Genomic DNA, 16,858 nt, shown 5'->3' with positions numbered 1-16,858 from the left:
ACCACAAGTTTACGGTCGGCCGGGCCCCAGCACGCGGTGTTCCAGGCAGGGAAGTGTGGCCCGGGCGGTGGTTGTCACCGCCGGATCGACCGTGAAGACCTGGATCTCGCCGGTCGGGCCGAGCGCGCCGCGCACCACGCCGAGCGGATCGACGAGCATGCTGTGGCCCACGCCGAAGCCGTCCTTGGCCTGCGGGTTCTGCGCCTGGCCGACGGCCGCCGTCCACATCGTGTTCTCGATCGCCCTGGCCCGGACCAGCGTGGTCCAGTGGTCCTCCTTGAGCGGCCCGGAGCCCCAGGCGGCGATCACCGCGAAGAGCTCCGCGCCCAGGTCCACCAGCGCCCTGGCCAGCTCGGGGAAGCGCACGTCGTAGCAGGTGATCAGCCCGACCCGCAGCCCGGCCAGCTCGACCACGGTGGGCGTGTCGCCCGGCGCCACCAGGTCGGACTCGCGAGCGCCGAAGGAGTCGAACAGGTGGATCTTCCGGTAGGCGGCCTTCAGCTCGCCCCGCTCGTCCAGCGCGACCGCCGTGTTGAACACCCGGCCCGCACCCGGCTCGAACACCCCGGCGATCACCGCGACGCCGTGCGCCCGCGCCGCCGCGGCGAGCCCGGTGACGAACGGCCCGTCCAGCGGCTGGGCCATCTCGCCCACCCGCCTGCCGAACCTGGTCAGGGTCGCCTCCGGGAAGACGGCCAGCTCGGCGCCGCGCTCGGCCGCCTGGGCGAGCGCCTTCACCGCCTGGTCCAGGTTGTCCGCGGGATCGTGGGAGACGGGAAGCTGACACAAAGCGATACTCGTCACGTCTCTACCTTATTCCGGATCAATGCTCCCCAGGTAAGGCATCGCCATACCCATTCCAGCGGGCCGTACCGGTAACGGCTCAGCCACCAGTGGGAGAACACGATCTGCGCGGCCAGGGTGAGCACGCCGAGCGCGATGCCGTACAGGCGGGTCGGGTCGGCGGTGAGCAGCGGGAGGGCGGCGAGGATGACCGGCGTGCTCACCAGGTAGTTGGTGAGCGCCATCCGGCCGAGCGGGGCGAGGACCGCGTGCAGGGCGCCACGCAGCCGGGTGCGCAGGAGCAGCAGCAGGCCGGTGACGTAGGCCAGCGCGCTCGCCAGGCCGGCGGCGGGATAGACCGCGGTGAACAGGTACTGCGGATGCAGCCACATGTAGATCCACAGGGCGGTCAGGCCGGCCCCCAGCACCAGGCTCACAGCGAACACCGGCACCGCCAGCCGGGGCGAGGGCCGGTACTCCATCGCCGCCATGCCGAGCAGGAACAACCCCGGCACCAGGACGAAGCCGCCCCCCAGCCACACCGCCACCCCCGTGCCCACCACACCCAGCGCCAGCACGACGACCCTGGGCAGGTAGGACGCGGGCAGCAGCACCACCAGCCCGAAGGCCGCGTACGGCAGCAGCACCTCGCCCGGGTTGATCCGTGAGTGCAGGAAACCGAAGGCGGCCAGCACCACCAGCCGCCGCACCAGCGGCCAGGCCGATCCCGCCGAGCGCAGGAAGAGCACCAGGCTGATCCCGAACAGGAAGGAGAAGATCGGGTAGAACCGGCTCTGCAACAGGTTCTCGACCGCCCAGTCGACCGCGAGCTTCGGGTGCGGGCCGAGCCTGTCGGTGGTGTGCTGCCAGGTGTTGACCAGCATGATCCCGCACAGCGCGAAACCGCGCACCACGTCGAGTTCGTGGATGCGGGTCCGCTCGTTCTCCCTCGTCACAGGAACCACCCGAACCACCAGACCAGGAATATCACCGCGGCGGCGGCCGGTCGCGGTCGCCGCCCGGTGCCCCGTGCCGGCGAGCCGCGAGGACGCGACCGGCTCGGGTCTTGTTCCGGTGGCCGCCGGGGCGGTTGTGCGCTTCTCGTGAGTTGTGCGCTTCTCGTGAGATGCGGGGCGCTGCCGTCTGCACGACCATCCTTACGTCGGCATCCTTGCGGGGGGCTTCGACGGCCGCGCCAGGACCTTGTCCGGCCGGCGGCTCCGGCGAAGCCTAGGACTTGCTTTTCTTCTGCGCCTCCAGGGCCCGCCGGCGCAGTTCTTCTTCCTGATCTCTCATGATTTTGACGAGATGAGCGGGAGCTCCGTTGTTCTCGGCGCTGTTCGTCGCGCGCTTCTGGGCCAGCGACTGGTCGGCGAGAAGGCCCGCCTGCTGCTGCGCCACGTGGGCCTCTCCCGGTGTGGGCGTCGAGCTCGATCCGCCTCCGGAGCCCTTCTTCCCCCTGAACACCTGGTTGACCTGCGGGGGCTTGGGGGATTCGGCGCGCAGAGGGGGGCGCCTGGAAACGGGGACACCGGCGAAGGCGGGGCGAGGCCCCTGCAGGATGTCGCGGAAGTTGTCGTTGGCGCGCTGGACGGCGGGGGTGACGCGTTCCCGGAAATGCTTCAGCAGCCGGTCGACGAGCGCTTTGATCGACACCCGGACCACGCCGACCGCCTGCGCGGCTCTCAGCGTGCCGGCCCCCGGGAGGGCCGCGGCGGCGAGTTGCCGGGCGCACCAGGCCAGCCGGCTGAGCACGCCGACTTTTATGATCTTGATGGCGCCCGCGGCCACGGCCATGACGGCCGCCCCGCCCAGGGCGGTACGGAGGAAGTCACCGGCGTCACCGCCGCTCGCCACGGTGGTCCATCGGCCGCCGAACGCGTCGGCGTCGGCTCCCGACGTGGAGGCCATGAACCGCTGGGCGGCGGACTCGGCGTCCGCCACACTGGGAATGGTCCCACCGGCGAACGCGGCCACGTTGTCGGCGACCGCGCGCAGATTGTCCTCGTCCCAGGCGAACAGCCCGGCGGGCACACCGACCAGCGAGGCGACCTGCGCGAGCTCGCTGGGGATCGTTATGCCCACGAGCTGTCACCTCCCGCCATCACGGTGGTGGTCGCGTCGTCGGCGCCACGCGTGTTCCGCAGGGAAGCCGTCATGCCGGAGCCCGTCGCGTCGAACGTCGTCATGGTGTGGCCCGCGGTCTCCACCAGCAGTCCGGTGAACTCCCGGAAAGCCCCGGCCAGTTCGGAATCCTCCCCGCCGACGGGGCCGGCGCCCGCGAGATCGGCCCGTAGCCGCTCGATCTTCGCCGTCATGTTCGAGGACGCGTCGTCCATTGATCGGGAGGCGGAGTCCGCTCCGCTGTAATCCATGTACATGTGGGGGTGCGACACCTTCGATAGATCTCTTGCCGGGTTGCGATGGCGTTTGCGCGGGTCCTGGCGTCCGGCACGGTCACCGGCCGAAACGACGGTCCAGGTCTCTGAGGAGCTCTTGCGTGGAGTGCTGGATGGCGGAGGGGGTGTCCATGAGGGGTGCGACGATATTCTGCGTCTGAGCGGTGACCTCGTCGATCGCGTCGTTCACCGCCTGGGTGATGGCCTCGGCCAGCTCATGGGAGCCGAACCGCATCACCCTCGGGTCGAGTTTCATGCCGCGCACCCGGTAGTCAGGGCCGACACGCACGACGACCAGCCCTTTGGCCGCTTCGGCGCATGCCTCGACCTCCGACAGTCGTGCCTGCGCGTCGTCGAGCTCCCGGGCGACGCGCGTCAACTCGGCGTCGATGTCCATATCGTCGATATCGTCGCTCCATCCTGGATGTCCCACGGTCCGTCCATTCACATCCTTATGTGGCGATCTTCAATGTACCAAGGGTGATCCGGACACCGGGGCAGATCCGGGTTCGTCGCGACAGGCCGGGCGTTGGGCATCGTGTGGAAGATCCGCGCCGGGGTGGGACGTCTCACGGGGCGGGCAGCAGGGGATAGACCTGCAAGCGGTCATGGGGCGGGCAGCAAGGGATAGACCTGCAACCGGCCGCACATCCCGAGGCGGTCCTCCGGTTCGGCCTTGCGCACCCGCGCCTGCGCCAGGTGGGACAGGTCGCCCCTGCGCAGCCGTTCCAGGTGTTCGCCGGTCTCCCCGGCGGCGGCCAGGGCGCCCGCCCGCCAGCGCTTCTCGAAGTCGTCCAGCCGGGGTGCGATAAGCCGGTGGGCGGCCACCAGGAAGTCCGCGAGGGCCTGCGCGCCGTGCCGGCGCAGGCGCAGGAAGCCGTCGATGGCGAGATCCCGCCGCGCCCGCGCGGCGGCCGGGTCGGCGGCGACGGCCGCCCTGGCGTAAGCTTCCGGATCGGCCATCACCTCGGGCGGGAAGGTGAACACGGCGTCGCCCGCCTCGGGCAGCCCGCCGTTCTGCATGATGACCGTGATCCGCAGCCCGCCGTCGAAGTTCAGCAGCCGGTGGATGGTCCCCGGCGGGAACCACACGACGTCCCCCGCCTCCAGCGGGTTCTCCGCGTACCCGGACGGCGCCAGCGTCTGCACCGCCCCCGACCCCGCCACCACCACGTACGCCTCCGCGCAGGCGAGGTGCAGGTGCGGGGTGCCGCCGCTCAGCCCGTCGGCGGTCGGCCAGTCGTACACGCGCAGGCCGGACACACCCACGCCACCAGGAAAAATCATGAGGAGTCCCTTACGCACGATTCCAACCGATCCTTGCCCGCCCACACCGCCCACACCGCCCACCCGCCGACGCCGCCGACACCGCCCACCCGCCGCCCGTTCGTCCGCCGCCTCCTGCTAGTCGGCTTCCCTGTCCGCCGTCCCGCCTGCCCGGCGCTCGTTCGTCCGCTGCCTCCTGTTCGCCGCCTGCGCGTCCGCCGTCCCGTCTGCCCGGCGCTCGCCCGTCCGTCTCTTTCGCCCGTCCGGGTGCTCTCGCTGAGGGCGGGTTCCGTCGTACGGCGGCGCGTTCCGGGCGGCGGTGGGGGAGTCCCGGTGCACCGCGTGGCGCCTCGCCGTGCCGACTCATGGATGCCGGACACGGAACGGATGTCCCATGGGCGTGCTCCTCGGCTCCTGGCGGGCGGCTGCCAGGCGAAAGTTTCGGATGTTTGGCGAGAACTTTCGCTCCCGTAACGTATGCGGTGTACCGAGGAGTGGTCAATGGGCGTCGTCCAATCCCCTGCAGGGGGGATCCGAAAGTTTCGGGGCCGCGTTGGGTTGTCGGTTCCCGCTTGCCAGAAGGGGGAGGCGCAAACATAGTGAAAGGCGGTGACGTCTCGTAGCCGAGGGGCGGTAAGGCCAGATGGCCGCATTCCGAGCACGGCTTTCGCCACGCGTCCGGCGATGGGCGGGCGCCGTCCGGGCGCGATCGCTCGCCGGGGCCGACGGAGCGCTGCGCCGGGCGCGTTCCCGCCCGGCGTTGAGCACCGCGGTGAGCAGCGCCGTCGCAGTCGGCCTGGTCGCGGGCCTCTTCCTCACCATGGGCGAGGAGGCGCCGGTCCAGGTGGCGCAGAACGCCGCGGCGCCGGCCCCCGCAGTCCCGCTCACCCCCGCGCCGCCCACCGCCGTTCCGGTCACCCCCGGGCCCGCCACCGTGACCCCGCGGGCCACGCCGGACCCCTCCCGCTCCGCCAAACCCTGGCGCACGCCCACCGCCCCGCCCGCCGTACGCGCCGGGGCCCCGGCGGCCCCGCCGGTCGCCGCGCCACCCGCCCGCCGCACCGGCCCCCCGGCCGCCCGCACCCCGACCGCCAGACCGTCGCGCCCCACCGCGAAGCCGTCCCGTCCGGGCGCGAAGCCGACCCGGTCCCGCGAGACACCACCGCGCGAGACACCACCGCGCGAGACACCACCACGGGAGACGCCGCCCCAGGAGACCCCGCCCCGTGAGACGCCACCGGAAGAGGTCCCCCCGGAGGAGAACGAGCCGCCTCCCCCCGGAGGCGGCACCCCGCCGGTCCCCTCCCAGAACCCGGAACCGGAGCCGACCGCGACGTCCACCGCAGGCCCGCCCCCCGCCCCCGCCGCGGCCCGCGCAGCCTGCGGCGACCTACGCGCCGCCCTGGACCCCCTACTGAACCTGTGCCCAGACTGACCCGGACCCCCGGACCCCCTGGACCGGACTGCACGGCGGTGCCCCCCGGACGTCCTCCTCGGCCGGTCCGGACGCGGTGGGGTGTCTCAGGAGGTGGCGGGCATGGTGCTGTCGCGGACTATGAGGTCGGTGGCGAGCTCGACGCGGCGGGTCTCCGGCTGTTCGCCGCGGGACATGGCGAAGACCATGCGGGCGGCGAGGGCGGCCATCTCCTGGAGGGGCTGGCGGACCGTGGTGAGCGGGGGCCAGGCCGAGCGGGCGAGGGGCAGGTCGTCGAAGCCGACGACGCTGAGGTCCTCGGGGACGCGCAGGCCGCGCTGGCGGGCGGCCTCGAAGACGCCGAACGCCTGCAGGTCGCTGCCGGCGAAGATGGCGGACGGCGGCTCGGGCAGGTCGAGGAGGGCGTGGCCCTGGTCGTGCCCGGAGCCGACGAGGAAGTCGCCGTAGCGGATCAGGGCGGGGTCGACGCTGACGCCGGCGGTCTCCAGGGCGGCGCGGTAGCCGTCTATGCGGGCGCGGCTGCACAGCATGTCGGGCGGGCCGCCGATCACCGCGACCCGGCGGTGGCCGAGCTCCAGCAGGTGGCGGGTGGCGGCGAGGCCGCCGTTCCAGTTGGTGGCGCCGACGGAGGCGACGTCGGGGCTGGGCTCACCCTCGGGATCGACCACCACGAAGGGGATCATCCGGGCGCTGAGCTGCCCGTGCTGGCCGGGGGAGAGTCGTGATCCGACGAGGACGACGCCGTCGGTGCGGCGGGCCGCGATCCGGTCGAGCAGGTCGCGCCCCGGACCCGAGTGGGTGTGCATGACGGAGATGACCACACTGGCGTCGATCTCCCGCGCGGCGGTCTCGCCGCCGCGGATCAGCTCCATCGCCCACGGGCTCTCGATCTCGGCGAACACCAGGTCGATCAGCCCGACGGGACCGTCACCCTGGCCGCCGCGCCGCTGGTAGCCGTGCTTGTGCAGCAGCCGCTCCACCCGCTGCCGGGTCTCCGGCGCCACCTCCGGCCTGCCGTTGATGACCTTGGACACCGTCGGGACGGAGACACCGGCCTCCTCGGCGATCAGGGCGATCGTCACTCGCCTTTTCAATGCCCCACCCGTTTTCCTGAGTTGCACCGCCTCCACGACGGCATGTCCGAAGTCTAGTCGAAAACTTTCGGCATGTCGCAGCGGGGTTCCCGGCCTGTGGGTCCGCATCGTGGGAGCGCTCCCGTTCGAGAGCTCTTGACCGTGACCAGAACAGTACGTACGCTCCGATCCACGAAACATTCGGGGACGATCCGAAACTTTCAGAGAACGAAGCGGATCCGTGGCAGGTGGTCCCGGTACGGCGGCCCGCCACAAAAGGAGAGTTGATGCTCGACAACCAGGTGGCCCTGCGCGTCACGGGATCCCGCCTCGCCGACGGGAAGGGCGAGCCGGTACGGCTGCGCGGCGTCGGCCTCGGTGGCTGGATGAACATGGAGAACTTCATCACCGGCTACCCGGCCAGCGAGGACCTGATGCGGTCCGCCGTGCGCGAGGTGCTGGGCGAGGAACGCCACGCCATGTTCTTCGACCGGATGCTCACGTCCTTCTTCGGGGACGAGGACGCGGCCCTGCTCGCCGGGATGGGCGTCAACTGCGTGCGGGTCCCGGTCAACTACCGGCACTTCGAGTCCGACGAGCGGCCCTTCGAGCTGATCGAGGACGGCTTCCGCCACCTGGACCGGGTGATCGACCAGTGTGGCGCGCACGGCATCTACACGGTGCTCGACCTGCACGCGCTGCCCGGCTCCCAGAACCAGCACTGGCACTCCGACAACCCCACCCACGTCGCGTCCTTCTGGCGGCACCGGCACTTCCAGGACCGGGTCGTGCACCTGTGGGAGGCGATCGCCGACCGGTACCGCGACCGCGCCTGGGTGGCCGGGTACAACCTGGTCAACGAGCCAGCCGACCCGTCGGGCAAGGTCATCGGCCCGTTCTACGACCGGCTGGTGAAGGCGGTGCGCACGGCCGACCCCGGGCATGTGATCTTCCTGGACGGCAACACCTACTCCACCGACTTCTCCGTCTTCCGCGAGGTCTACGCCAACACCGTCTTCGTCTGCCACGACTACGCGCTGGCCGGGTTCGCGCACGGCGGGCCCTACCCCGGGTACACCAGGGGCGAGTGGTGCGACCGGGACCAGCTTGAGCGGGAGTTCGAGCGGCGCACGAGGTTCCAGCGGGAGACCGGGACGCCGTTGTGGGTGGGCGAGTTCGGGCCGGTCTACACCGGCGACCCGAAGATCGACGAGCAGCGTTACCAGATCCTCCGCGACCAGCTCGACATCTACGACGCCAACGAGGCCGGCTGGTCGCTGTGGACGTACAAGGACGTCGGCCTCCAGGGGCTGGTCTACGCCGCCGGGCCGTACATGGACCGGTTCGGGTCCTTCATCGAGAAGAAGCAGCGGCTCGGCGCGGACCGGTGGGGCTCCACCATGGAGGAGTCCGCCGACGTGCTCGCGCCGCTGCACCGGATGATGGAGGAGGAGTTCCCCAGCTGGAACCCCTACCCGTGGGGCGCCCGCTACCAGATCGACGACCTGGTCCGGCACGTCCTCATCGCGCAGGCCCTGCTGCCCGAGTACGCGGAGCTGTTCCGCGGGCTCGGCGACGACGAGCTGCTCGCCCTGGCCGACTCCTTCGCGCTGCGCGGCTGCGTGCGCCGCGAACCCCTCATCGATCTGCTCACCGCCAGCCTGCGCGGCTGACCCGCGGTCCGGGACGCCTCGCCGGGGGGAGCGGCGGGGCGTAAGGTCGTGCCGCGCGCGCCGGGCCGCCAGATCATCGGAGGGGACATGTCAGGGGCGATCACGAGATGACCGTCACCCGCGAGGACACCGGACGGCGGGCCGCGTTCCCGCCCGGATTCGTCTGGGGCGTGGCCACCGCCGCCTACCAGATCGAGGGCGCCGCCGCCGAGGACGGCAGGGGCCCGTCCGTCTGGGACACCTTCAGCCGCGTCCCCGGCGCCACAGCCCGCGGCGAGTCCGGGGACGTCGCCTGCGACCACTACCACCGCTGGCCGCAGGACCTCGACCTGCTCACCGGGCTCGGCGTCGGCGCCTACCGGTTCTCCGTGGCCTGGCCCAGGGTGCTGCCCGAGGGGCGCGGCCGGGTCAACCGGCGCGGCCTGGACTTCTACCGCCGGCTGGCCGACGCGCTGCGCGAGCGGGGGATCAGCCCGTTCGTCACGCTCTACCACTGGGACCTGCCCCAGGCGCTGGAAGACGCCGGCGGCTGGCGCGACCGGGACACCGCCCTGTACTTCGCCGACTACGCCGCCCTCGTGCAGGAGGCCATCGGGCACACCGAGCCGCACTGGATCACCCTCAACGAGCCCTACTGCTCCTCCATCGTCGGCTACGCCGAGGGCAGGCACGCCCCCGGCGCCCGGGAGGGCCACGGGGCGCTGGCCGCCGCCCACCACCTGCTGCTCGGTCACGGCCTGGCCGCCGCCCGGCTGCGCGAGCGGGGGAGCGCGCGGGAGCCGATCGGCATCACCCTCAACATGTCCCCGGCCGTGCCCGGCGGAGACGGCCCGGCCGACGTCGCCGCGGCCCGCCGGCTGGACCTGCTGGTCAACCGGCAGTTCACCGAACCGCTGCTCGCCGGGCGCTACCCGGAGGACCTCGCCGAGGTGTTCGGCCCGATCAGCGACCTGTCCTTCCACCGGGACGGCGACCTGGAGGTCATCTCGGCCCCGCTCGACTTCCTCGGGGTGAACTACTACTACCGGCTGCACGCGGTGGCGGCGCCGTACGCGGAGCCGGATCCGGCGCGGCGCGCCGCCTGCGACATCGGCGTGCGCACCGTGGACCCGGACGGCGCGCGGACCAGCGGGCTGGGCTGGGTCGTCGAGCCGCAGGGCCTGCGCGACACCCTCACCGGCCTGGCCGCCCGCTACCCCGGCCTGCCGCCGGTGCACGTCACCGAGAACGGCTACGGCGACCGCGGGGAGCTCGACGACCAGGGCCGCATCGCCTACCTCGGCGACCACCTCGCCGCCGCCGCCGGGGCTCTCGCGGACGGGGTGGACGTGCGCGGCTACTTCTGCTGGTCGCTGATGGACAACTTCGAATGGGCGCGCGGCTACGACGCGAGGTTCGGGCTGGTGCACGTGGACTACGCCACCCAGGAGCGCACCCCCAAGGCCAGCTACCGGTGGTTCCGGGAGTACATCCGCGAGCCCCGCCGGAACGCGGTGTCCTAGGCTGGCGGGGTGAGTGAGCCTTTGATCGCCCGTATGCGCGAGTTCGGAACCACGGTCTTCGCCGAGATGACGGCGCTCGCGGTGAGGACCGGTTCCGTCAACCTGGGACAGGGGTTCCCCGACACCGACGGGCCGCCGGCCATGCTGGAGCGGGCGATCGAGGCGATCCGCGGCGGCGCCAACCAGTACCCGCCGGGGCCGGGCGTGCCCGAGCTGCGGCAGGCGATCAGCGAGCATCGCAAGGAGCATTACGGCCTGGCCTACGACCCCGACGGCGAGGTGCTGGTCACCGTGGGCGCGACCGAGGCCATCGCGGCCACGGTCCTCGCGGTGTGCGAGCCGGGCGACGAGGTCGTGCTGTTCGAGCCGTACTACGACTCCTACGCGGCGGCCGTCGCGCTCGCCGGGGCGGTGCGCCGCCCGGTCACGCTGCGCCCGGTGGCGGGCCGCTTCACCTTCGACCCCGCCGAGCTGCGCGCCGCCGTCGGCCCCCGGACCAGGGCGATCATCGTCAACTCCCCGCACAACCCCACCGGCACCGTCCTCACCCGCGCCGAGCTGGAGGAGATCGCCGCGGTGTGCGCCGAGCGCGACCTGATCGCGATCACCGACGAGGTCTACGAGCACCTGACGTTCGACGGCGTCGAGCACATCCCGCTCGCCACGCTGCCCGGCATGCGCGAGCGCACCGTGATGATCTCCTCCTCGGGCAAGACCTTCTCGGCGACCGGCTGGAAGGTCGGCTGGATCTGCGCGCCGCCCGCGCTGACCGGGGCGGTGCAGACCGTCAAGCAGTTCCTCACCTTCACCGCCGGAGCGCCCTGGCAGCTCGCCGTCGCGCACGCCCTGCGCCACGAGCTGCCCTGGGTCGCGGCCCTGCGCCAGGACCTGCAGACCAAGCGCGACCGGCTCGCCGCCGGCCTGCGGGCCGCGGGCTTCGACGTGCTGCCGCCGTCCGGCACCTACTTCGTGCAGACCGACATCCGCCCGCTCGGCTTCACCGACGGCCTCACCCTCGCCCGCGAGCTGCCCGCCCTGGCCGGCGTCGTCGCCATCCCGACCCAGGTCTTCTACGACCGCCCCGAGTACGGCAGGCACTTCGTCCGCTTCGCCTTCTGCAAGAAGGACGAGGTCATCGACGAGGCCGCCGCCCGTCTCGCCTCCCTCGGCAAGGGGGCGCCGCGCACCGGGTGAGGGTCACTCCGGCCCGGCGACCGTCACCGGCAGCCTCCTGTCCCGGACGGCGGAGCGCGCCGCCGCGGCCAGCACGGCGTACTCGCCGGACCGGGGGGAGCTGGCGCGGTAGGCCAGGCCGATCGTGCGGCGCGGAGCCGGCGGGCCGAACCGGCGGATGGCCGGACCGGCCCCCTTGCCGGTCTCGGCCGGCACCGCCGACGCAGGGAGCAGCGTGACGCCGAGCCCGCCCGCGACGAGCTGCACCAGCGTGGGCAGGCTGGTCGCGTAGGTCGCCTCGGTGGCCCGGGCGCCGACCTCGCGGCACACGTCGATGACCTGCTCGCGCAGGCAGTGCCCCTGGTTGAGCAGCACGATGTCGAGCCCTTTCAGCACCTCGCGGCCGAGCGGCCCGGCGCCTCCGGCGAGGGGATGGCCGGCCGGGACGGCGAGCAGGAAGTCCTCGTCGTAGAGCGGGTCCTCCACCAGGCCCGCCGCGTCCGCGGGCAGCGCGAGCAGCGCGAGGTCCAGCCGCCCCTCGCGCAGATCCGCGAGGACCGTCTCGGTCTTGTCCTCGTGCACGGTCAGCCGCAGCCGCGGGAACCGGCCGGCGACCATGGGGAGCAGCACCGGCAGCAGGTAGGGCGCGACGGTCGGGATCACCCCCAGGTGCGCCCGCCCGCTGAACGGCTCCCGGCTCCGCGCCACCTCGTCCATGAGGTCGTCCAGCGCCTGGAGCACCCGGGTGGCGTGCACCGCGACCCGGTCACCCTCCGGAGTCAGCAGCACCTTCCTGGTGGTGCGCTCCAGCAGCCGGGTCTGCAGGGTCTCCTCCAGCGCGGCCACCGCCCCGGACAGCGCGGGCTGGCTCATCCGCAGCGTCGCCGCCGCCTCCCGGAAGTGGAGATGATCGGCTACAGCCAGGAATGACCGCAGTTGGGACAGGGTGGGACTGGGCTCACTGATAGGGATCACCTCTCAGACTCGTCCGGCCACTCGATTTCTCGTACCGATGGTAGATCGGGCACGCTTGGCGCGAACGACGAAGACGTCCGTGAACAGAGGAGATCCGAAGTTGCTTACCGTCGGTGACCAGTTCCCCGAGTACGATCTCACCGCGTGCGTGTCGCTCGACCCGGAGGGGGCCTTCGAGCGGATCGACCACAGGACCCACGACGGGCGGTGGCGGGTGATCTTCTTCTGGCCGAAGGACTTCACCTTCGTCTGCCCCACCGAGATCGCCGAGTTCGGCCGCCTGAACGGCGAGTTCGCCGACCGCGACGCCCAGGTGCTCGGCGCCTCCGTCGACAGCGAGTACGCCCACCACGCGTGGCGCAAGAACCACGAGGACCTGCGCGACCTGCCCTTCCCGATGCTGAGCGACATCCGGCGGGACCTGTCGGAGGCGTGCGGCATCCTCGGTCCGGACGGCGTCTCCCAGCGGGCGACCTTCGTCGTCGATCCGGACAACGAGATCCGGTTCGTCATGGTCACCGCCGGTTCGGTGGGCCGCAACGTCGGCGAGGTGCTGCGGGTGCTCGACGCCCTGCAGTCGGCGGAGCTGTGCCCGTGCAACTGGAACAAGGGCGAGGCCGTCCTCGACGAGAAGCGGCTCCTCGCCGTGTGAGCGCCGAAGGCCGGCTCCGGCCCGGTGCGCGCGGCCGGGCGGCGGCGGTCCCCGCCGCCGCCCGGCCGGGTCACTCGGAGCGCGCGGGCACGGGCGCCTCCGCGGCCTGGCCGGGAGAGCCGGGCGGCGGCACGGGGGAGGGGGCGGCGGAGCGGAGCGGCAGCTCCTTGAGCAGCAGCGCGGCGATCGCGCCCAGTACGGCGATGGGCACGCCGACCAGGAACACCATGTGCAACGCCCTGGTGAACGCCTCCAGGATGACCGCGAGCAGCGGCGCGGGCAGCGCGCGGATGACGTCGGGCGCGCCGAGGTCGGGCACGCCGCCCGCGAGCGGGATGCGCGCCGCGCTGAGCAGCGCGGTCAGCTCGGCGGTGAGCCGGGACGTCAGGATCGCGCCGAAGGCGGCCACGCCGACCGCGCCGCCGAGCGAGCGGAAGAAGGCCACCCCCGACGTGGTGGCGGCCATGTCCGGCCGGGTCACGGAGTTCTGCGCGGCGAGGATCAGCACCTGCATGCTGGCGCCCAGCCCGGCGCCGAGGACGGCGAGATACGCGCCGGTGAGCGCCAGCGAGGTGTCCACCCGCAGCCCGGACAGCAGGAACAGCCCGGTCCCGACGAGCACCATGCCCACCACCGGGAAGATCTTCCAGCGTCCGGTCCTGCTGACGACGCGGCCGACCGTGATGGAGGAGAAGAGCAGCGCCACCACCATCGGCAGTGTCATGAGCCCGGACGCGGTGGGGCTGAGCCCCTTGACGATCTGCAGGTACTGCGGCAGGAACATCAGCGCGCCGAACATCGCCGCGCCCACCAGCAGCGAGGCCAGCGCGGTGAGCACGAACGTCCGGTTGGCGAACAGCCGCGGCGGCAGGATCGGCTCGGGGGCCCGGCGCTCGGCCACCACCGCCCCGGCGAGAAGCGCCAGGCTGAGCGCGGCCAGTCCGTAGGTCCACCCGGAGTTCCAGGCGAACTCGACGCCGCCCAGGGAGAGCAGCAGCATCAGGACCGTGGTGCCGCCGGTGATGAGCGCGGCCCCCCACCAGTCGACCCTGGCGTCCCTCCGGACCAGCGGCAGCCGCAGCACCTTCTGGATCACGGCGAAGGCCACCACGGCGATCGGCACGCTGATCCAGAAGCACCACCGCCAGGACAGGTTGTCCACGATGAAGCCGCCGAGCAGCGGCCCCGCCACGGTGGACACGCCGAAGACGGCGCCGACGAAGCCGGAGTAGCGCCCGCGCTCGCGGGGCTCCACCACGTCGCCGAGGATGATCTGCGGCAGGGCCTGGAGACCCCCGATGCCGACGCCCTGCAACGCCCGCAACGCGATCAGCTGTGCCATGTCCTGCGCGAACCCGGCGCCGACCGAGGCCAGGGTGAAGACGGCCAGGGCCGCCTGGAACATGAACTTCCTGCCGTACAGGTCGGAGAGCTTGCCCCACAGCGGCATGGACGCCGTCGTGGTCAGCAGGGTCGCGCTGGCCACCCAGGCGAGCTGGTCCTGACCGCCGAGCGTGCCCACGATCGTGGGTAAGGCCGTGCTCACCACGGAGGTCGAGATCATCGACGTCAGCATGGCCAGCATGAGCCCGGCCATGATCCGCAACACCTGCCGGTGGGTGAAGCGCGGCGCCGCCGCCTGCTTCTCTTCCTCGTCCGCGCGCAACGGCCCTCCCCGATACCTGTACAGTGCATATAAATCTAGTAGACGCTTGTTTACCGGTCAATCCGGACGACGCGGGCGTCACCACCCCCCGGTCCGCCGCCGGGACCGCCGGTGCGCGGCGGACCGGGGCCGGCCGGTCCATCTGCGAGGATGGGCGGGTGGGTGAGGTACGGCCGCGCGACCGGGAGAGCACCCGGAGGCGGATCCTGGAGGCGGCGAGGCGGCTGTTCGCGGAGCTCGGTTACGAGCAGGTGACCATGCGGCTCATCGCGGCCGAGGCGGATGCCAACATCGCCCTCATCAATCGCTATTTCGGGGCGAAGCGGGAACTGTTCGCCGAGGTGCTGGCCCAGCAGGGGCGTTTCCCCGGGGTGATCGACGTCGAGGAGGCCGGGCTGCCCCGCGCCCTCGCCGAGTACGTCGCCGACCGGCTGAGCTCCGACTCGGGCAGTCCCGTCGTGGCGACGCTGAGCCGGTCCTCGGCCAGCCCGGAGATCCACGGCCTGATCCGCGACCGGATCATGTCGGCGATCCTCGGCCCGCTGGAGTCCCGCCTGTCCGGCCCGGACGCGCAGGTGCGCGCCGGCATCGCGACCGCCCTGATCCTCGGCACCGGCACCCTGCGCGACCTCGTCGGCCCGGACGTCATGCACCCCGCCGACCGCGAGATCGTCGTCGAACGCCTGACCGCCGTCTTCACCGCCTGCCTGTCCTGACCCACCTGCCTGGCCTGGGCCGCCCGCGCGCCGTCACGCGCCGTCACGCGCCGCCGGAGCGTGTCCCGGTGCGGGTGCGGTTCCGGCTATTTGCCGAAGAATATGCCTTCTCTCGGCGAGAGTTGCCCATGAACGGCGGGCCGCCGCTGGTTAGCTTCGCGCTGTGGGGGAACCCGTCCTGATCGCGCCCGGCGGCAACGCGATGGCCGCCCCCGACGGCAGAGCGTCCGCCTCCCCGGCGGCCGGCGCCGGGCGGTGCGGGCGGCGCCGCGCTTCGTCGAGTACGGCGGGGCGCGGGCGGTGATCGGCTCCCCGAAGGAGCTCGGAGCGGCGATCTCCGCAGCCGGGTGGACCGTGATGCGGAGTAAGAATTGTCCTGCTGGAACCTGCTGGAACCTGCTGAAAGGTGATTGACATGCCGGATCCGATCGAGGTGCGCAAGATCGCCATCGAGAGCGTGACCGACGCCTCCGGGCTGGTCCAGCTCATCGACGACGGGGTGATCGAGGCCGACCGGGTGCTCGCCGTGATCGGCAAGACCGAGGGCAACGGCGGCGTGAACGACTACACCCGCATCCTGGCCGACCGTGCCTTCCGTGAGGTGCTGATCGCCAAGGGGACGCGGACGCCCGAGGAGGTGGCCCAGGTGCCGCTGGTGTGGTCGGGCGGCACCGACGGCGTGCTGAGCCCGCACGCCACCGTCTTCGCCACCGTCGACCCCGCCACGGCGCCGCGCGGTGAGGAGCCGCGGGTGTCGGTCGGGGTGGCGATGAGCGACGTGATCCTGCCCGAGGACATCGGGCGGCCCGCGATGGTGGAGAAGGTCGCCGCCGGGGTACGCGAGGCCATGAAGATCGCCGGCATCGACGACCCCGCCGACGTGCACTACGTGCAGACCAAGACCCCGCTGCTGACCCTGGCCACCATCACCGACGCCAAGTCGCGCGGGCACGACGTGGTGACCGAGGACACCGGCCCGTCCATGGACATCTCCAACTCCACCACCGCGCTCGGCATCGCCGTCGCCCTCGGCGAGATCGAGATGCCCACCGCCGACCAGATCCACCGCGACCTGTCGCTCTACTCCTCGGTCGCCTCCTGCTCCAGCGGCGTCGAGCTGGACCGCGCCCAGATCGTCGTGGTCGGCAACGTCCGCGGCATCGGCGGGCGCTACCGCGCCGGGCACGGCGTCATGAGGGACGCGCTCGACGCCGACGGCGTGTGGGACGCGATCCGCTCCAGCGGCATCGACCTGCCCGACCGCCCGCACCCCGACGACCTCGGCGACCGCCTGGTGAACGTCTTCATCAAGTGCGAGGCCGACCCGTCGGGCAAGGTCCGCGGGCGCCGCAACATCATGCTCGACGACTCCGACGTCCACTGGCACCGCCAGATCAAGGCCGCCGTCGGCGGGGTCGCCGCGTCCGTCACCGGAGACCCCGCCGTCTTCGTCTCGGTGGCCGCCGTCCACCAGGGCCCCTCCGGCGGCGGCACCGTCGCCGCCATCGCCGACCTGGGCTGAGCCCCTCCCCACCGAGCCCACCC

Annotated in this window: 17 protein-coding genes; 8 read left to right on the top strand and 9 right to left on the bottom strand. The window is 72.2% G+C overall.

Annotated features, from left to right (window positions below):
* Nucleotides 1-9: 9 nt before the first annotated feature.
* The 6 genes from QSK26_RS34500 to QSK26_RS34475 form a co-directional block, all read right to left on the bottom strand.
* Nucleotides 10-804, bottom strand: coding sequence for a carbon-nitrogen hydrolase family protein (locus QSK26_RS34500; RefSeq protein WP_285779521.1), 795 nt, complete (start codon nucleotides 802-804; stop codon nucleotides 10-12).
* The gene (locus QSK26_RS34495) at nucleotides 801-1,739 is read right to left on the bottom strand and encodes a DUF418 domain-containing protein (RefSeq protein ID WP_285779520.1); all 939 of its coding nucleotides are present in this window, start codon (nucleotides 1,737-1,739) and stop codon (nucleotides 801-803) included. Before QSK26_RS34495 ends, QSK26_RS34500 begins: the two co-directional genes overlap by 4 nt.
* A 274-nt stretch (nucleotides 1,740-2,013) precedes the next feature.
* On the bottom strand, nucleotides 2,014-2,868 hold the full coding sequence (locus QSK26_RS34490) for a hypothetical protein (RefSeq protein WP_285779519.1): 855 nt from the start codon (nucleotides 2,866-2,868) through the stop codon (nucleotides 2,014-2,016).
* Entirely contained in the window at nucleotides 2,859-3,164 is a 306-nt protein-coding gene (locus tag QSK26_RS34485; protein WP_285779518.1) for a hypothetical protein, read from the bottom strand. Before QSK26_RS34485 ends, QSK26_RS34490 begins: the two co-directional genes overlap by 10 nt.
* 76 nt (nucleotides 3,165-3,240) lie before the next feature.
* Entirely contained in the window at nucleotides 3,241-3,579 is a 339-nt protein-coding gene (locus QSK26_RS34480) for a YbaB/EbfC family nucleoid-associated protein (protein WP_285779517.1), read from the bottom strand.
* A gap of 209 nt (nucleotides 3,580-3,788) precedes the next feature.
* Entirely contained in the window at nucleotides 3,789-4,451 is a 663-nt protein-coding gene (locus QSK26_RS34475; RefSeq protein ID WP_352244451.1) for a cupin domain-containing protein, read from the bottom strand.
* 769 nt (nucleotides 4,452-5,220) lie between these two features.
* Here QSK26_RS34475 and QSK26_RS34470 point away from each other — a divergent pair.
* The gene (locus QSK26_RS34470; protein WP_285779515.1) at nucleotides 5,221-5,883 is read left to right on the top strand and encodes a hypothetical protein; all 663 of its coding nucleotides are present in this window, start codon (nucleotides 5,221-5,223) and stop codon (nucleotides 5,881-5,883) included.
* Between the two features lie 86 nt (nucleotides 5,884-5,969).
* Here QSK26_RS34470 and QSK26_RS34465 read toward each other — a convergent pair whose 3' ends face one another.
* A complete protein-coding gene (locus QSK26_RS34465) occupies nucleotides 5,970-6,965 on the bottom strand; it encodes a LacI family DNA-binding transcriptional regulator (RefSeq protein WP_285779514.1) in 996 nt (331 codons plus the stop codon).
* Nucleotides 6,966-7,243: 278 nt separating this feature from the next.
* Between QSK26_RS34465 and QSK26_RS34460 the strand changes: the two genes are divergently transcribed.
* The 3 genes from QSK26_RS34460 (at nucleotide 7,244) to QSK26_RS34450 (ending at nucleotide 11,325) form a co-directional block, all read left to right on the top strand.
* The gene (locus QSK26_RS34460; RefSeq protein ID WP_285779513.1) at nucleotides 7,244-8,629 is read left to right on the top strand and encodes a glycoside hydrolase family 5 protein; all 1,386 of its coding nucleotides are present in this window, start codon (nucleotides 7,244-7,246) and stop codon (nucleotides 8,627-8,629) included.
* 107 nt (nucleotides 8,630-8,736) lie between these two features.
* Nucleotides 8,737-10,131, top strand: a complete 1,395-nt coding sequence (locus tag QSK26_RS34455; RefSeq protein WP_285779512.1) for a GH1 family beta-glucosidase — start codon at nucleotides 8,737-8,739, stop codon at nucleotides 10,129-10,131.
* Nucleotides 10,132-10,164: 33 nt separating this feature from the next.
* Nucleotides 10,165-11,325 (top strand): pyridoxal phosphate-dependent aminotransferase, encoded by a 1,161-nt coding sequence (locus QSK26_RS34450; RefSeq protein ID WP_502888779.1) that lies wholly within the window; start codon nucleotides 10,165-10,167, stop codon nucleotides 11,323-11,325.
* A 3-nt stretch (nucleotides 11,326-11,328) separates the two neighbouring features.
* On the opposite strand, the gene QSK26_RS34445 is transcribed toward QSK26_RS34450, so the two are convergent.
* Nucleotides 11,329-12,279, bottom strand: coding sequence for a hydrogen peroxide-inducible genes activator (locus QSK26_RS34445; protein WP_285779510.1), 951 nt, complete (start codon nucleotides 12,277-12,279; stop codon nucleotides 11,329-11,331).
* Between the two features lie 100 nt (nucleotides 12,280-12,379).
* Between QSK26_RS34445 and QSK26_RS34440 the strand changes: the two genes are divergently transcribed.
* Complete coding sequence (locus tag QSK26_RS34440) at nucleotides 12,380-12,931, top strand: peroxiredoxin (RefSeq protein ID WP_285779509.1); 552 nt, start codon at nucleotides 12,380-12,382, stop codon at nucleotides 12,929-12,931.
* A 70-nt stretch (nucleotides 12,932-13,001) separates the two neighbouring features.
* On the opposite strand, the gene QSK26_RS34435 is transcribed toward QSK26_RS34440, so the two are convergent.
* Nucleotides 13,002-14,597 carry an MDR family MFS transporter gene (locus QSK26_RS34435; protein WP_285779508.1) on the bottom strand — a complete coding sequence of 532 codons (1,596 nt, stop codon included), beginning with the start codon at nucleotides 14,595-14,597 and terminating at the stop codon, nucleotides 13,002-13,004.
* Nucleotides 14,598-14,755: 158 nt separating this feature from the next.
* Between QSK26_RS34435 and QSK26_RS34430 the strand changes: the two genes are divergently transcribed.
* The 3 genes from QSK26_RS34430 (at nucleotide 14,756) to bar (ending at nucleotide 16,835) form a co-directional block, all read left to right on the top strand.
* Nucleotides 14,756-15,313 carry a TetR/AcrR family transcriptional regulator gene (locus tag QSK26_RS34430; RefSeq protein WP_285779507.1) on the top strand — a complete coding sequence of 186 codons (558 nt, stop codon included), beginning with the start codon at nucleotides 14,756-14,758 and terminating at the stop codon, nucleotides 15,311-15,313.
* Between the two features lie 163 nt (nucleotides 15,314-15,476).
* Nucleotides 15,477-15,617 (top strand): hypothetical protein, encoded by a 141-nt coding sequence (locus QSK26_RS34425; RefSeq protein WP_285779506.1) that lies wholly within the window; start codon nucleotides 15,477-15,479, stop codon nucleotides 15,615-15,617.
* Between the two features lie 111 nt (nucleotides 15,618-15,728).
* On the top strand, nucleotides 15,729-16,835 hold the full coding sequence (gene bar / locus QSK26_RS34420) for a barbiturase (RefSeq protein ID WP_285779505.1): 1,107 nt from the start codon (nucleotides 15,729-15,731) through the stop codon (nucleotides 16,833-16,835).
* Nucleotides 16,836-16,858 lie beyond the last annotated feature (23 nt).

This window comes from Microtetraspora sp. NBRC 13810 (assembly GCF_030268685.1).
Lineage (GTDB): Bacteria > Actinomycetota > Actinomycetes > Streptosporangiales > Streptosporangiaceae > BSRQ01.
The sequence above is the reverse complement of the archived record's forward strand: the minus strand, read 5'-3'. Positions and strand labels throughout refer to the sequence as shown.

Excerpts from the sequence above, each read along its gene's own strand:
- QSK26_RS34485 (WP_285779518.1), bottom strand. The coding sequence starts at position 3,164 with ATGTACATGGATTACAGCGGAGCGGACTCCGCCTCCCGATCAATGGAC.
- QSK26_RS34480 (WP_285779517.1), bottom strand. The coding sequence starts at position 3,579 with ATGGACATCGACGCCGAGTTGACGCGCGTCGCCCGGGAGCTCGACGAC.
- QSK26_RS34460 (WP_285779513.1), top strand. The coding sequence starts at position 7,244 with ATGCTCGACAACCAGGTGGCCCTGCGCGTCACGGGATCCCGCCTCGCC.
- QSK26_RS34455 (WP_285779512.1), top strand. The coding sequence starts at position 8,737 with ATGACCGTCACCCGCGAGGACACCGGACGGCGGGCCGCGTTCCCGCCC.
- QSK26_RS34450 (WP_502888779.1), top strand. The coding sequence starts at position 10,165 with ATGCGCGAGTTCGGAACCACGGTCTTCGCCGAGATGACGGCGCTCGCG.
- bar (WP_285779505.1), top strand. The coding sequence starts at position 15,729 with ATGCCGGATCCGATCGAGGTGCGCAAGATCGCCATCGAGAGCGTGACC.